This is a genomic window from Mesoplasma seiffertii ATCC 49495, from assembly GCF_000518725.1.
In the GTDB taxonomy this organism is placed as follows: Bacteria; Bacillota_I; Bacilli_A; order Mycoplasmatales; family Mycoplasmataceae; genus Tullyiplasma; species Tullyiplasma seiffertii.
This window is the reverse complement of sequence record NZ_KI912485.1, coordinates 355,485-371,905: the sequence shown is the minus strand read 5'-3', so window position 1 is coordinate 371,905 and position 16,421 is coordinate 355,485. Positions and strand designations below refer to the sequence as shown.

The 16,421-nt window shown below is 29.7% G+C and carries 12 protein-coding genes and 2 rRNA genes; 12 read left to right on the top strand and 2 right to left on the bottom strand.

Annotated elements, in window-relative coordinates; translation table 4 throughout:
* The 8 genes from L872_RS0103015 to L872_RS04705 form a co-directional block, all read left to right on the top strand.
* Window positions 1-183: ribosomal RNA gene (locus L872_RS0103015) — 23S ribosomal RNA — on the top strand; the annotation flags it as partial.
* A gap of 89 nt (window positions 184-272) precedes the next feature.
* A 5S ribosomal RNA gene (rrf, locus tag L872_RS0103010) occupies window positions 273-381 on the top strand.
* 120 nt (window positions 382-501) lie between these two features.
* Window positions 502-1,464, top strand: a complete 963-nt coding sequence (locus tag L872_RS0103005; protein ID WP_027063378.1) for a GMP reductase — start codon at window positions 502-504, stop codon at window positions 1,462-1,464.
* A 137-nt stretch (window positions 1,465-1,601) separates the two neighbouring features.
* Window positions 1,602-2,861 carry an ATP-binding cassette domain-containing protein gene (locus L872_RS05015; protein WP_156923102.1) on the top strand — a complete coding sequence of 420 codons (1,260 nt, stop codon included), beginning with the start codon at window positions 1,602-1,604 and terminating at the stop codon, window positions 2,859-2,861.
* A 32-nt stretch (window positions 2,862-2,893) separates the two neighbouring features.
* Window positions 2,894-4,513: a lipoprotein gene (locus tag L872_RS0102995; protein WP_027063377.1), complete on the top strand. Its 1,620-nt coding sequence runs from the start codon at window positions 2,894-2,896 to the stop codon at window positions 4,511-4,513.
* Window positions 4,514-4,551: 38 nt separating this feature from the next.
* Complete coding sequence (locus L872_RS05165) at window positions 4,552-6,351, top strand: ABC transporter permease (protein WP_245576614.1); 1,800 nt, start codon at window positions 4,552-4,554, stop codon at window positions 6,349-6,351.
* A gap of 151 nt (window positions 6,352-6,502) precedes the next feature.
* Window positions 6,503-7,900, top strand: coding sequence for a hypothetical protein (locus tag L872_RS0102985; RefSeq protein WP_027063375.1), 1,398 nt, complete (start codon window positions 6,503-6,505; stop codon window positions 7,898-7,900).
* Window positions 7,901-7,981: 81 nt separating this feature from the next.
* Window positions 7,982-10,015 carry a lipoprotein gene (locus L872_RS04705; RefSeq protein ID WP_036268871.1) on the top strand — a complete coding sequence of 678 codons (2,034 nt, stop codon included), beginning with the start codon at window positions 7,982-7,984 and terminating at the stop codon, window positions 10,013-10,015.
* A 43-nt stretch (window positions 10,016-10,058) separates the two neighbouring features.
* Here L872_RS04705 and L872_RS0102975 read toward each other — a convergent pair whose 3' ends face one another.
* Window positions 10,059-10,367, bottom strand: a complete 309-nt coding sequence (locus L872_RS0102975) for a PadR family transcriptional regulator (protein WP_027063374.1) — start codon at window positions 10,365-10,367, stop codon at window positions 10,059-10,061.
* Window positions 10,367-11,473 (bottom strand): DUF1700 domain-containing protein, encoded by a 1,107-nt coding sequence (locus tag L872_RS0102970; protein WP_027063373.1) that lies wholly within the window; start codon window positions 11,471-11,473, stop codon window positions 10,367-10,369. The genes L872_RS0102975 and L872_RS0102970 overlap by 1 nt, the downstream gene beginning before the upstream one ends.
* A gap of 187 nt (window positions 11,474-11,660) precedes the next feature.
* Between L872_RS0102970 and L872_RS04700 the strand changes: the two genes are divergently transcribed.
* Genes L872_RS04700 through L872_RS0102950 form a run of 4 tightly spaced genes read left to right on the top strand, consistent with a single transcriptional unit; the run spans window position 11,661 to window position 16,250 of the window.
* Window positions 11,661-13,136 carry an MFS transporter gene (locus L872_RS04700; protein ID WP_211227359.1) on the top strand — a complete coding sequence of 492 codons (1,476 nt, stop codon included), beginning with the start codon at window positions 11,661-11,663 and terminating at the stop codon, window positions 13,134-13,136.
* Window positions 13,126-14,616: an MFS transporter gene (locus L872_RS04695; RefSeq protein WP_211227358.1), complete on the top strand. Its 1,491-nt coding sequence runs from the start codon at window positions 13,126-13,128 to the stop codon at window positions 14,614-14,616. The genes L872_RS04700 and L872_RS04695 overlap by 11 nt, the downstream gene beginning before the upstream one ends.
* 1 nt (window position 14,617) lies before the next feature.
* On the top strand, window positions 14,618-15,148 hold the full coding sequence (locus tag L872_RS0102955; protein ID WP_027063372.1) for a hypothetical protein: 531 nt from the start codon (window positions 14,618-14,620) through the stop codon (window positions 15,146-15,148).
* Window positions 15,141-16,250 (top strand): alkaline phosphatase family protein, encoded by a 1,110-nt coding sequence (locus L872_RS0102950; protein WP_027063371.1) that lies wholly within the window; start codon window positions 15,141-15,143, stop codon window positions 16,248-16,250. The genes L872_RS0102955 and L872_RS0102950 overlap by 8 nt, the downstream gene beginning before the upstream one ends.
* Window positions 16,251-16,421: the final 171 nt, after the last annotated feature.

Below are 16,421 nucleotides of genomic sequence, written 5' to 3'. Positions count from 1 at the left end.
TGGGTAGCTATATGCGGAAAGGATAATCGCTGAAGGCATCTAAGCGAGAAGCCTCCTTTAAGATGAATTTTCCCATTCGTAAGATGTAAGATCCCATGTAGACCACATGGTTGATAGGATGGATGTGTAAGCGCTGCGAGGCGTTAAGCTAACCATTACTAATAGATCGAGAGAATTTTAGAATAAAATCTATTACTCAACGCACATTTATATAAAACAATAAATTTTTCAATCTAGTATTCAGTTTTCAAAGAACAATCAAAAACCCAAGATCTGGTGATAATAGCATAGAGGTCACACCTGTTCCCATACCGAACACAGAAGTTAAGCTCTATTACGGCGACAATATTGCATTTGTGAGAAGATAGCGAGTTGCCAGTTCTAACAAAAAGAAACCGCAAGGTTTCTTTTTTTCATTTATTCCTAGCAGATATAATCTTTATTTAGAAAAAGAATAATTTTATTTTATAATAAGAAGGTAAAGATTAGAGGAGAGAAAATATGTACGCTTTTGATTATGAAGATATTCAGTTAGTTCCAAACAAGTGCATCGTGACTTCAAGAAGTCAATGTGATACTAGTGTTGAACTTGGAAAGCATCGCTTTGCGATGCCTGTTGTACCGGCAAATATGGCATCTGTTGTTAACGAAGAAATTTGCATTGCCCTTGCTGAAAAGAACTACTTTTATGTAATGCATCGTTTTAATGTTGATACAATTAAATTTGTTAAGATGATGCATCATAAGGGCTTAATTGCTTCAATTAGTCTTGGAGTTCAACCAAAAGATTATCAAATTGTTGCTGATCTTGTCGCTGCTCAAGAGATTCCCGAATTTATTACAATTGATATTGCTCATGGTCATGCAGATTCAGTTAAACAACTAATTCACCACATTCGCAAATTAATGGGAGATCAAACATTCATTATTGCGGGAAATGTGGCAACACCACAAGCAGTTCGTGATTTGGAATACTGAGGAGCTGATGCTACTAAGGTTGGAGTTGGCCCAGGGAAAGTTTGCATAACTAAATTAAAAACCGGTTTTGGAACTGGGGGATGACAATTAGGAGCCATTAAGTGATGTAGCAAAGCTGCCACTAAGCCAATTATTGCTGATGGTGGGTTACGAGTTAATGGAGACATTGCTAAATCAATTCGCTTTGGAGCAACAATGTGTATGGTAGGAAGTTTATTTGCAGCTCATGAAGAATCACCGGGAAAAAATGTCACTATTGATGGAGTAATGTATAAAGAATATTATGGAAGTGCTAGTGAATATAACAAAGGTGAAAAACGTTACGTTGAAGGTAAAAAAGAACTAATTCAAGTTCGTGGTAAATTAGCAGAAACGTATAAAGAAATGCATGAAGATTTACAATCATCAATTTCTTATGCTGGAGGAACCAAACTTAAAGCCATTAAAAAAGTTGATTACGTAATTCTAAAAACAAGTAATTTTTAAAAAATATGTGTTTGAAACACAATAAATAATGAGAAATTTAAAAAACAAGGCCTTTTGAGGAAAAAGGACTTGTTTTTTTTTTTTTTTTTTTTATACAATCAACAATGATAAGAAAGCGATCAAAGGAGTATAAAAAAATGAAAAACAAAAGTCTTAACAAAAGTTCTTCACTGTTTGAAAAAAATCTAGTAGTGGCAGTAGATTTTCATAAGAAGTTCAAAGACGTTGACATTGGACCTTTTTCTTTTAATATTGAAAAAGGCAAAGTTACCGCCTTATTAGGAAGTAGTGGATCTGGTAAAAGTGTTTTTCTTAATTCATTATTAGGAGCAACTTTAAGTTATGACGGAAATATTTATATTAAAGGTAAAGAACGCAAAAGTGCTAGTTCAATCGAAAATAATGCTCATGTCGGATTTTATTCTCAAATGGATTTTTCGCTATATTCAATTTCAGCGTTAAATTTTTTAAAAAATATGTGCAATGTCATGGGATTAGATATGAATATTGCGGATAGTAAAATTGAATATTGATTAAAAAAATTTGACTTATGAGCGGCTAAAGATAAACCTTTGAATGCATTTTCTTGAGGAATGAAAAACCGTATGAATTTAATATTGTGTTTTATTAAAGAACCTGAAATCTTAATTTTAGATGAGCCAGGAGCTAACTTGGATTCAAAGTGAAGAAGTTATATTTATAAAATTCTAAATGACTTTAAGAATGAATCAGAATGTACAATTGTGATAACAGTTCATAATATTGATGAAGTTTATGACATTATTGATAACTTCGTCGTGCTTGAAAAAGGCCAACTAATTTTTTCTGGGACTAAAGAAGAACTTAATTTATACAAAAAGCTTAAGCTTTCATTTAATAATAATGTCAATATTGAAGATGTTGAAAAACAGCTAAATCAAAATAATATATTAACTTTTGAATTAAATCAAGATGACAATACTCTAGTTGTTGGTTTACAAAAAGAACAAAGTTTTAACCAGGTTCAAATGGTACTTAATAAGTGTCAAATTGAAACCAAAAATATTGTAGTCCAACCGATTAACATTAATGAAATCCAAAAAGCACTAAAAGATAAAACTTTAGCGCATATTCCTAAATATCAACCCGTTGAAGGTTACTTAAAACTTCAGGACCAAAATTTGGTGACTATAGCAAATCTAGAAACTAAAAGTTTTGTTCCTGAAGAACTTTTAAATGAACCTGATCCAACTCATCTTGAACCAACTGAAGTAGAAGTAGCTATAGTTTCAAATAACAAAAAGTCTTCGACTGAAAAGCTTGTAACTAATAAATCTAAAACACCTATTACTGTTGAAGAAGATTTGGATATCTTAAAAAGAATTAACAAAATTAAAGAGCGCCTGAAAGTCAATTAAATAATAAATTAAAAAAAGTAAGGAAAAGATCAATGAAAAAATTACTAACAATTTTAAGTGTAATCGGATTGAGCGTTACTGTAGCTACAAACGTTGTTTCTTGTAACACTAAAAATAGAATCACTGAAAATATTGCGCGGATTGAGAAAAAGTTAAAACTGCTTTTACATTCAAAACCAGAAACTTCCGAACCTTGAGAAAAGTCAAAGTTAGAAAAAGTTCTTAGTGATCAAAAAATTGACAAACCTGGAGGAATATCTGTTGAAGTTGGTACTCCAATTAGTCCTGGTTCAGTAACAGAGTTTGAACAAAAAATTACATTTATTGGAAATGCTCAAAACAATAATAGCTATATTTATTCTGGAAAAATCACTATTGTATATGCTTATGGAGAAAATTTACCGCCAAGCAAAATTAAAATTACTAGAACAGATGTCGAGTCATCAATAGCAAATTTGAAAGAGTTTTTAGTAGGAACGACTTTCAATAATAAAGAGCTTATTTACAAAATCTTTAAAACAAGCAAAAATATGCCTGGTGCTCCAATTGAGGGACTTATTTTTGGAGAAGTTAAAAACTTAGTTATTACTAATGATGAAACTTTAAAGAATAGTTATAAAAATCGAGAAACAATTCGTTTTACTTTTGAAGCAAAAGTTGGTTTAAAAGATGATGAACAATATGAGTTTGCAAATGATGTTGATAATGATTTTAGAAAGTTTGAAGGAAAATTGTTAAAACCTATTTCAATTGAGGAATCTAAAGTTGTTGCGTTAACGGATACTTTAAAAACTGCAAGCAAAGCTTGAAATTTTTTAAACATAAATAATTATAAATCTGAAATTAAAAGTAAGGTTGAAGAGATTACTTTAGCAAGTGGTATCTTGTATGATACCTTTGCTGTTAAAAAACTTGATGAGAGCAACTCAACTGATTCCCAATACTGAAAGGTTCAAATTGAATTGACATTAAAACCTAATGGCAATTTAGGGTATGAATTTGCAGGCAATAACTTTAGAAAAGTCGTTCTCTCAATAAATTTACTATCTTTAAGTAACATTGATAATGCCACATTGTCTTGAAAACTTTTTGAGCAAAAAAATCACCAGATGCTAATTAACCCCCAATTCATTAACTTTGGAAAGCGATCTCAAATTTTTCTTGAAGATCAAGCCAATTATTTAATCGGAGAGAATATTACCGCAAAATGAGGCAAGCAAACAGCAAATCCTGAACCTCCGACAGATGATCCATGAGAGAACTCAAATAAAGAAAATACTGCGTACTATGCAAAGATGGAGTTTGTTTCAAAATTATTAAAATCCAACAATGTTCAAGCAAATCATTTATTTGTTGAAAAGTATATGAAGTATACAACTGCTTTTAACTATGAACAAGATTCTGATTTAACAGCTAATGATAAAGCCTTGTTCTTTAAAGAAAACACTGATAATTTTGAAGCCAAAATAAAAGCAAAGCTTAATCAAATTGGAAACCTAGCCGAGCTTCAAAAAGACACCACAATAATTACTAATGATACGTTATCAGGTAAAGAATATTATCACATGATTCTATTAACAAAAACTAATGATAATCAATACAAAACTTCAGCAAAAGTTTTTAGAGTTCGTTTAGAAACAATTAAACTGTAAGACTCATCTTATAAAACCATAGAAAGGAGGTAGATATTTTGGAAATAGTCGATAAAATTAATACTCAAGAAATCAAAAAAGCAGTAAGTCCTAAAAAACTTATCAAGTACAATACAATACCTTTTTTTAAGCTAATTAAATTTAGCATTAAGAGTATAACCAAAGAAGTTCTCTTCTATGTTTTAAATGCTTTAGTTTTAATTTCATCAATTGCCATTGGAGTTCTTTTGGCATATTCTAAATCTGGTGAATCGCAAGTGATTATGTTTAATTTTTATATTTTATTTTTTGTTTGTTGTTTGATGTTCGTTTTTATATTAAGAATGATTCAGTTCTTTTTTAATAAGAACTTTGAAGATAAAACCACCTATATTGTGCTCACCAACCAAGTAAGTAGAATAAAGTTTTTCCTAGCACAATATGTGCTTATCATTCTAATCATAGTAATCAATGTAGGTATTAGTTTCTTAACAATTAACTTATTTTATTCAGCATTCAATTTACTCAAATATGATCTTTTTATTTTACGAATGACTGTAATTTATAGTTTATATGCAATTCTAGCAGGGTTCTTATTAACTAACTTTGTAATTTTTCTAATTTTCAGTTTTAGTTTACAAACTACAACAATTATTTGTACATTACTATTAGCAATATCGTTTATTGCCAATATTCCAATGTCATTTGCTAAAGCTAATGAAAAGAGTTATAACATTCAGCTACAAAACAAACAGTTGTTTAAACTAAATGATATATATGATGCTTACAATTTAAACAAAAGTATTGCAACAGGAAATATCAAATATAAGTATTTATCAAAATATGTCTATGATAATTTTTTAAAGGCACAAATGACGCAAGAAAACTTTAATAGTCCAGAAAATATTTTAATAAGAACAGAGATGTGATCAAAATTAGGACTAATAAGTAAAGAATCAGTTGTTATTAACGAGTACAACTTAAAGTTGTTGTCTAAACCTTTAAGAGATCCAACTGTGCCAGCAACTTGAAAAACTGGAGATGAATTTAATCTACAAATGACTTTAAACAAAACTTTTATTAATAGCAAAAAGTTAGATGGATTAATTTCTCAATCAACTATAGAAAATACTAAAAATATTTTAAAAGATTTTAAAGACTTTACAGCAGAAATCACTAATCATTTTAATGATAATGTGCAATTTGAAAAATATGACTTAATGTATGATTTCTTATTCATGGAATCAGGAATTGATAAAAGTTTTTTAGAAAAAAACAATGCAGCAAATCATGAAAAAAAATACGCCTTGAAAGATCAAGACATAAAAACCTTCTATGAATATGCCTTGATTGGTCGTAACAATGATGGTTTTAAATTTTCAAATGCTGATAGTTTAGTCAAAAATGATCTTAACTTCAAGTTGATGTATACAGCCAGAATAATCGAACAATATTTCATAAAATATGCTAGCAACTATCACATAATATCAACTAATTCGATAGATACATCTACTGCAGATTGGAAGGCATATGAAAAAGGCCGAAGTGCAATGCAAATACTATCTTACTTTAATTTGTATAATGGACTATGAATGTTGTTTACTGAAAACTTAGGCTTTTATAAAAACGATATTTGATTTTCGCCAAATTCAGATTCAAAAATTTATTTAGAAAACCAAAAAAATATGTTCTTAGGTTATCCAGAATATAAATTAACCTTAAATAATCAAAATCAAATTTCAAAAGATACGACAAGCAGCTATATCAAATCTTGATACTATCTAGCAATCTTAATGGTTGTCAGTTTCATTGGATTTATGGTTGCTCTGATTAGATTTAAGAAATATGATTTTAAATAAATCTTAGAAAGTATTAATAATATGAAAGACAAATGAGATGTAAAATCACCAAAACTAAAAAAGCCAAAAAAAGCCCGAAAACCTAAAAAAACTAGTCGACTTTTTAAAAGCTATTAAATACCGTTGACTAACTACGAGGAGAATTAAAGATATGATAACAAAAGTTAAAAATGACTTTTATATAGAAAAAAATCATAATCGTTTCTATATTAAAGATTTCAATGATAACACGTTAATGGTTTGCAACAATTATTTGGATGCAATTGTCGAACTTGAAAATATTTACACCCAATCAATCAAAAACCCCATTATGAAATTTCATGAAGACCAGACAAAGTTGAAAAAAGAAGGTTCTGATCTTAAGTTTGATCAAATAGCTGACTTAATTAATTTGAAAATTAATAATTTAGAGCACAACTTGAAAAACCAGATTGCTCAAATGGGGACTTTAGCAACTGCTGAAACTATTGAGTTCCAAAATAACAACAAATTATCAAACACAAGAGAGGTCAATGTTGGCTTGCAAGAAACCGAAGAAAATTGAGTCCAAGAAAAGGAAATGACAACTGATGAATACAGCAGTGTTTTTGAAAAAATCTTGGAAATCAATAATACTAATTCTTTAAATTTTAAAAGCTTTGAAAAAACTATAAAAACATTGACAGATCAACTTAGTGAAAAAATTGAAAATAATGAAAAACGTTATAGTGAAATAATGTTTGAAAATTTAGTTTCAGATAGCAAAATTAATGATTTAGATAATAGCCTGAAATCGGTAATTCTAAACCTAAATCAAATCAAAGAAAATTGCTTAGATAAAAGTTTTAGAAACGAGCTTTGTGAAAGAGAGAGCGAAATGCTTGAAAGTTTTAATGGTATTTTAAATAATGAAATGAGTACTATAAGAGCTCAATTATTAGCTACAAATAGTGAAATTCAATCTCTTAAGAATAATCAATCACAAATGCTTAATCAAAATGAATTTAATGAGTTGCTTAACAAAAACAACTTTCAAATTGAAGAGGCAATAAATTCATTAAAAGCAGAAATTTTAGAAAACAAATTCGCAATTGAATCGCTGACTGATACTTGTACAGGTTTCATTAGTAATCAAGATCTAAGAGAAGTAGAAAATAAAGTACTTAACGAACTTGATCAATTCAAAGCGATTCAAGAAAGTCACTTAGAAATCGAAAGTAACAATCTAAAAGAGAGAATGACTAGTATTGCCAAAGAACTTGATAGCTTGTCGGCATCAACTAACAACCATGTATCTTTAGATAAAGTAAACAATATCAAAGTTGAAATGTTTAAAGCCTTTCAAGATGAACTAAAACTAGTAAAAACAAGTTACGAAGATAAAATGCAAAAAAGTGAGAAGAAATTTAAAACTAATTTTGAGGCCTTAAAGAAGGAATTTGTTGAATCTTTAGATTTACTTTTAACCTTGAATAGTAAAATGAAAGATCTTGTTAGTCAAGATGAATTAAACTCAATTAAGAAAAAATGAATCTTGGAAGCCAATAAAAAAATGTTGAGTGCTAGCTAATTTAGTTATCAATCAGAAGCTAAAAAGTTTAAATAATTTGGACTAATAAACTCAAAAAATACAATATAGAAAAGGAAAAATATGAAAAAATTATTAACAATATTAGGAGCAGTTACCTTAATGACAACAGCAGGATTATCGGTTGTTGCCTGTGGTAATAAAAAACAACAAGAACCAGAACCAAAACCTGATGAAGGAAAAGAACTAATCAATAAATTAATTAAGCAATTTGAAAATGAAGTAACTACAAAGTGAGCATCAACAGTTGCTGCACCAATGGGTGAAAGTGCCACCCTTTTGGAAAGTGAAGCTAATAGTAATAATTTGAGTTTTTTTGAAAAAGCAAATTTAGCAGATATTTATAAAAAAGCTAAGCAAGAAAACCCGACTAGTTTTGCTGCTAGTGACGTTCCTAAAGCTGTCCAATTTTATAATGTCTTAGAAGAAAAACAAAAAGACGTTTTAAAACGAAACGTTGAATCACTATTATCATCTGCTTTAAGAATCAATGACCTAAAAAAATCAATTAGTGCTTCAATGTATCAAGTTATTATTGGGGCTCTTGGACAAAACTGAATCGAAAATATTTCTTTTGATTATCAGACTGCGCTATTGAATTTTACAAAAGTTGAAGGTGAAAGTTTTCTGGCAAACCTTGAAGTTAACTATTCTGCAAGATATTCTTATATGGATGCTGAAGACACTAAACAAACTAAAACTATAAGTGGAGCAGTTTCTATTACAATTTCTGATGAAAAAATTATTGTTGATACAATTAAAAAAATTCAGCAAAGTTATACTGCTGATTTACTAAAAGCTGGAGATAATTCAGTTTGAATTGATCGAAGTGACTTAAATGTTGAAACAGCAGAAATTGTTGGAGGAAGATCTGAGAAATATAAAGTTGCCTTAGAACAATATTATAAAAAGTTAGCTTATAGTATGGTTAAAAACCTTGAGTGTAATTACTTTGCCAATAGCGAAAACAACATTTTAAAAGCAGTTAAAGTATCTTTAAATGATTCTGAAGATGTTGTTAGAAATAATTCAAAAGTAAGCGAAATTGGCTCACTTAATTTACAAAAAATTAAGTTAACCAAGTTAAGAGGTCCTAAAAAAGGAGTAATCGATACCGAACAATTAAACCGCCAAAAAACTTATTTTGGAGCAGTTACAAATACTGCTAACATTAGTTTAGCAGACAACACTGTTGCGAAAAATAAAATCTTATTTGACGATTTAAAAGTTGGATTTGAAGAAGCCCAAAAAAATTTCAGATCGACTTTTGAACTTGAATATAAAGAGATTACTAAAAACTCTAGCGTTGAAGAATCAGCAAATATTGAAAACTTAATGGAAGCATCTGTTGCTAATGAACAAGTAGTCATTAAAGGAATTCAATTTGCTTTAAAAAATGGGTATACTCAAAAACTAAATGACATCAAAGTTAGCTTAGCAGTTGCTGTTGACAAAACTGCTACTAAAGAAACTGAAGTTGAATCTAGTAAAGGATTTGCTGCGTACTACAGTGGCGCTGAAACTGCTTTAAATGTTTTCCATAAGTTTTATGGAATAACACCAACTGATATTGATGAACTTTCAAGTGACGCCAAAATTGAAGAAAAAGGACTTTTATTTTATATGACAGGAAAGACTGGAGCCTTAAAAGCAGATGGAGCTGAATTTAATATTTGAGATTATTGAAAAAATTTAAAACCAGATGTGACTTTCTTAAAACGACGAGCACATAGCGACGTGGTTACTAGGGGATTAAACTTGATTGCTGATAATAATCCTGAAGTAGCAAAAATTAAAAATGAGTACTTTTTAAGTAAGTTAAAAGGAATTGAAAGTTTCAACTTCAATTATATTCAAACTGCCCCAACAGGATGAAGAAATTTAAAAAGTTTTGCCGTTGCTGATGTCAATTCTAATATCACAAGGGGATTGCAAGCAACTGGGGTTTCTGTTCCAAGTGGTCCTAATTACTACCAAACATTAGAAATGGTAATTGCCAATGATTTATTTAATATTACATTAGGTGAAAGCGGAGCAAGTGATGAAATCTACTTTGATGATGGACATGAAGTTTTCACAATGATCGGAATGAAATAAAAACTAGTAAATAAAAAACCAAATCAAGTTTGGTTTTTTTGCTTTATTGGTTTAATAAGTTGTTAATCACCTGATAAAATTCTGATCACTCCAATTTATTTTTTTCAAGTTCTGCCAATCCATCTTTGGTAATTTTATAATATTTTCTTGAAGGACCATTTTGTGATTCTTCAACATAATATTCAGCGTATTCTTTAATAATTAGCTTTTTAAAAATAGCATAAGAAGTTGATTCATTAGTTTGAATAACAGTATTTAAAGCCTTGTTAAGTTCGTAAGCATAATAATTCTTTTTGCTTAGAAAATGCAAGACAATCATTTCTAAGACACCTTTTTTTAACTGCGTATCCATTAATCAACCTCACTAAAATTAGTATTAAAATTGTAAGAAACTTCGTATTTTTCAAAACTTGTAACTCCGATAATCGCATTTCAAGGCAACATTGAAGATAAGTAGATTCAATATTTACCACCATTGCTTGTTTGAGAATCTCTAACTTCAACTTGGGTTTCTAATTTATATTTTTCCTTAATATTATAGTGTCGAACTAGTTTGATTGAACCAAACTTTAAAGTTGGATCAGTTTTCTCAATAATATTAGTATACATATATGAGCTTAAACCACTGTAATTAAGGGTGATAGTAGTTGGATTTTTCAGTTGATCACTAAGATCAAGTTCAGTTACTTGAGTATAACGATATTTCCCAGTGTAATTTGAAGCAATTACACTATTTTCAGGAGCTAAGTTAATTGCTGCTCCAAAACCTAAAATTGAAGCAAATACTAATGCTAGAATCAACATGATTTTGCTAAGCAAGGTTTTTTCAAAAAGCTTTGGAAATGGTTGGTGCTCAGTATAAACCATAGACATTGTATTGATCATTCCTTTTGTAAGTTTTTCAAAGAACTTTGCCATAAATCAGCATAATATTCCTACAAGCGGAATAATTCCTAATACCAAGATAAATAATCCCAAAGCTACAATAAGGTCGTAAGTAATAAGCAAAATTGTTGCCATGAAAGGAAAAACAATTACCAAAGTTAAAATTGTGGCATAAAAAGTTAAACTAACCAATCCTGTAGAAGCTGCCAAAAAAGCCATTAAAATATTTGGAAGTGTAAACGCTATTTTTACTCCCATAGATTTAGAGTTAAGCTTCGCTTTCTTAGGTTTAGGTGCTTTTGCAGGTTTTGTCGCTTTTGCCGCTTTTTTGCTACGTTTAGGTTTTGTTTGGTAATCAATCCCTAATTCAATATAAATTTCTCGAGCGATAATTTTAACATCAGCTAATTGTCCCAAAACAATTTGCATATTTTTTAGTTCGTTAAATTCTTCAGTAATTTTTTCATCATAAGAATCAATAATATCATTGGCGTCATCTTCGCCTAAAAGTTTTAAAGCTTTACGCAGTTTTTGCAATCATTTATTTTTTAATTTAAGTTCTTTCTTGTTCATATTTATATCTCCCCACAAAGAATATAATACAACTACTATATATTATCAAGTAGATATACAAAGTATTTTTAAATTGTCTTTATGCGAAGATTCAAAAAACGTGTTATTTTGGTTAAAAAACCGCTTAAAAGATAAGCACCCAGGTAAAACAGGAAAATAATATTTATGAGAGTAGAAAAGGAAAAAAATGAAATTTAAAGATAAAAACTTTTGATTAAAAATGAAATCGGCAATTCCATTAGCAATTTTAGCTTTGGCTGATGTTGCAGTAATGGCAATTCCATTTTATATGGAAAATTACATTCCAAATTTATATGCCAATTTAAATTTAAGTGCTTCAGAATATTCACAAGCTGGAGCAATCTATGGATATTTATCTTTACCATGTTACATAATAGGAGCGTACATTGGGGATAAATTTCGTAGTAAATCATTAATTATTTTTAGTTTGATTGTAATGACAGCGTTAGGGTTATGATATGGTGCATTACCGTTTATCGGAGCGGCAACTGCTAGCTCAAACGTTGTTAAATATCAGTTATATACAATATTTGGAGGCTTTGCAATTGCCACATGTGGATTATTCTGAGCCCCATTATGAAAAGTAGTTAAGAATCACAACACACAAGATTTACCAGATGAATTAAAAGAAAAACAAGTTGGTAAAAACAATGGTATTCAAGGGTCATTGAACGGTCTAATTGGATTAACACTAGCAGGAATTGGAATTTTTTTATTAACATTATCTAAAAAGGGAATTCTGCCAAATATTTATGTTAATGAAATGGCGATCAATGCGGGATTTATTATTTTAGTGGCATTATATATTTTCTTTATTGGATTATCATTTATGATGGCAATCTTTTATATCAAAGAACCTAATATCACTGAAAAAACTTTTTCTCTTAAGTCGCTTTATGATGTAATTAAAAAGTGACAAATTTGAGCTTTAGGAATTTTAGTTCTGGGAGTTTATATGTTACAAATGGGATTAAGCAGTTATATTAACTATTTAGATAACATCTTTTTAGTTGGAGCAGTAGTTGTTTCGATAATTGGAATTTTTCGAACTTATGTAATGCGCTTTTTAATTTCTCCATTTGCTGGTAGAGCAGCAGACAAAAGTCATTCATATATTTTGGGAATTTGCTTAGGACTTATCGTCGGAATTGTTTTAATTATTATCGCAATTTGCTTACCGGGATTTGACAATTCTTTTAAAGAAACTGCCTTAAAAAATCCTCAAAGTGCTAAGGTAATTTTCGTTAAAGTAGCCGCTTGTTTAAACTTAGTTATTTTAGGAGCGGTTACTTGAGCTGTGGTGACAATTCGTTGATCACCGTTAGGAACAGAATTAAAGTTACAAAATAATCAATATGCTGCTGGAGTTAACGTGATTTCTGTAATTGCCTTTACACCAGATGCATTCTTTAAACAAATTAAAGCTGCAATTGAAGCAAAATATTATGATGTGATTGAATCTGTTAGTGGAACTGAAATTAGAGTTGCTAGCCAAACAGGGAATCAATTAATTTTAGCTGTTGCAATCATTTTTGGAATAGTTGCGTTAATTGCCGGAATCGTATTATATATTGGTATTCATCGCAATAGTGCTAATTATATTTTTAAATTAAAAAAACATAAGGTTGTAAGTGTCAGCTAATATAAAAGCAAAACCTTTTGCTATTTCAAAGCAAGGAAAGTTTAAATCAAAATGACTTAAAACTTTTCCGTTGGTAATTTTAGCACTGGCTGATGTAGCTGTATTCGCGATTCCTTCTTATATGGAAAACTTTCTTCCCAATGTCTACAGTTATTTGGGATTACACGCTTCAGAATATTCACAAGGAAAAGCATTATATGGATATTTGTCAATTCCTTGTTACATTTTAGGAGTTTATATTGGTGATAAATTTAAAAGTAAGTACCTAATTGGCGCAGCTTTAGGATTAATCACAATTTTAGCAACATGATATATGACTTTGCCATTTATTAATGCCTTAACGGGAAATAAACCTTTAGTCAAATATCAATTATACGTAATTTTCTGTTTTTATAGTTTTGCAAAAAGTGGTTTATTTTGAGCACCACTATGAAAATTAGTCAAAAATAATGATACTGAAGACTTAGTTGGGGCAGCCAAAGAACAAAAAGTTGGTAAAAATAATGGAATTCAAGGATCATTAAATGGTCTTTTCGGATTAACATTAGCAGGAATTGGAATTTTGTTATTAACTTTAAATAAAAATAAAACATTGCCAAACATTGTTGTCAATAACTATCAAATTAGTTCAGGTTTTTTTGTCTTAGTAAGTCTATACTTGGTTTGTTTAATATCAGCAACAATTATGGTTTTTGCTGTTATCAAAGAACCAAAAGTCACTGATAAAAGTTTCTCTTTGAAAGCAATGTTTCTTTTGTTAAAGAATTGGCAAATTTGAGCTTTAGGAATTTTAGTTCTGGGAGTTTATATGTTACAAATGGGATTAAGCAGTTATATTAACTATTTAGATAACATCTTTTTAGTCGGAGCAGTAGTTGTTTCGATAATTGGAATTTTTCGAACTTATGTAATGCGCTTTTTAATTTCTCCATTTGCTGGTAGAGCAGCAGACAAAAGTCACTCATATATTTTATGAATGTGCATTGGTTTATTTTTAGGAATTATCCTAATTTTGATTGCAATTATTTTGCCAGGATTTAAAAATGACTTTCGCCAATGAGCAATCGAAGAGCCATATAATTGACGAGTTATTGCAATTAAAGTTGCAGCCTGTTTAAACTTAATTATTTTAGGAGCTTTAACATGAGCTGTCGTGACAATTCGTTGATCACCAATTGCTACTGAAATGAAAGTTCCAAATTATCAGTATGCGGCAGTTGTCAATATTATCTCGATTATTGCGTTTACACCAGATGCCTTTTTTCAACAAGTGAAAGCTAAAATTGAAGCCAAGCATTATGAAGTTATTATTAATCCAAATGGTGATGCTATTCGCATTGCTAATCAAACCGGAAATCAAATTATTTTAGCAATTGGTGCTGGTATGGGAATTATAGCCCTAATTTTTGGAATAGTTTTGTATATTAAATTGCACAAAACCAATTATTGAAGTCAGAAACGACATAATAAAGGAGTATAAAATGACTAAATTAATTATTTTAGGAAAATTAAATTATCAAATGTTTGAAAAACTTAGATCAGCAATTACCTTGCCGTATTTAGATGTTAAAGTCCGTTTAGCATTACCAAGTATTAGTCGCGAAAATAATAAGATTTTATTAAACGATGGATTACCGTTAGAACTTATCTATTGTGGGTATGAAAGTACATCTATTATAGATAATCCCGATATTGATATTTATGATTATTCATTTGACAATTTGTCTACTGACCAAATTGCTGAATTAATAAATGATAATGATTTGGAAGACTACAACAAAATTGTTGTTGTTTCTACATCAGGGGTTTCTAAAAACATTAGTGGTGGAATTAATGTAAAAGAAGATCTTGAAGTTCCGGTACTATTTATCGGACAGTATTTTGAAAACAAACATATTATTGGAGAAAATTATTTAATCAATGATGTAGCAATTACAATTAACAATTTTTATGAAACATTTGTCCCAAATGCTCGTGGAAGAGTAATTGAAATGGAGGATAGTTATGAATAAACCTAAAGAAATTAAACATGTTATTATTTTTGGAAGCGACGCTTTTGGAAGCTATTTAATAGAAAATAATCAACTACCAAACTTGAATTATTTAATTGCTAATGGAGCAAGTTCATTAGATTGTCATTCTTCAATCCCAACTGCTTCAGCAATTAACTGAAATTCGCTAATGAGAGGGTTAGGAACTAATCAACATGGATATACTCATTGAAACTCATTTCCTCCTGAAATTGACCCAATTATTAAAACCGAATATAATGTACCGCCAAGTATTTTTTACTTAGTTAAACAACAGAATCAAAATCATAAAACTGCAGCCTTTTTTAGATGACCCCAATGACAACATATCATTGATCTAGATTGTGTTGATTATTACTATAATCCAATCATGAAACATGATGTTGCTAAGTGAGGGATTACTCCAAATTCAGAAATTATTGCGGATGAAGATAATGTTTTAATTAATGAAATGATTGTTGATAAAGCGATTGAGTATGTTAAAAAAGAAAAGCCATTTTTAACTTTATTATATGTTAATGAACCCGATACAACAGGTCACGAAATTGGACATCAGACAGATACAATTAATAAGGTTGCTCGTAGAGTTGATACTTGAGTTGGAAGAGTGACAGAAATGATTAATCAAGATCCAGAAATGCGTGATCACACTTTACTAGTCTTTATTGCTGATCACGGAGGATATGGCCGTGGAGATGAAGCACATGGAGGGGTTAACCGTTCTGAATTTAGAGTTCCGGTAATTTATTATGGGTCAATGGTCCAACCACTAAAAATCAATGGTCCATTAATGCAATATGATTTTGCAAAAACACTAATGTGAAAATTAGGAATTGATGTTCCTAAAGAATGATATGGACGAATTATTGAAGAGGCTTTCTTAAGCGCCAGTAATCATGAATTAGTTCTTTATGAACGACCTATTGGAACTTGAGCTTTATATCACTTTAATGTTAATCAGTTGCTATTTTTAGGGTTCAATGAGGCCTTAGAATTAAGCTTTGAGTATGCAAAAGAACATAATATTAAAAAGCTGCGAGTTTATGATCGTCAGTACCAACTAAAAATTTATGAGGTACTGTAATTTGAAGCTACAGTAGTCAAAAAGTAAAATTTCCAAAGAAAAGTCAGGATTTATATAGAGATTATCGAGTTTTCCATCTATTTACACTTTAAAAACGGAAATTTGACTGTTTTTAACACTTATAAGATTATATTTTTGGAAAAAATTATTATCAATAAATAAAGACGGTAA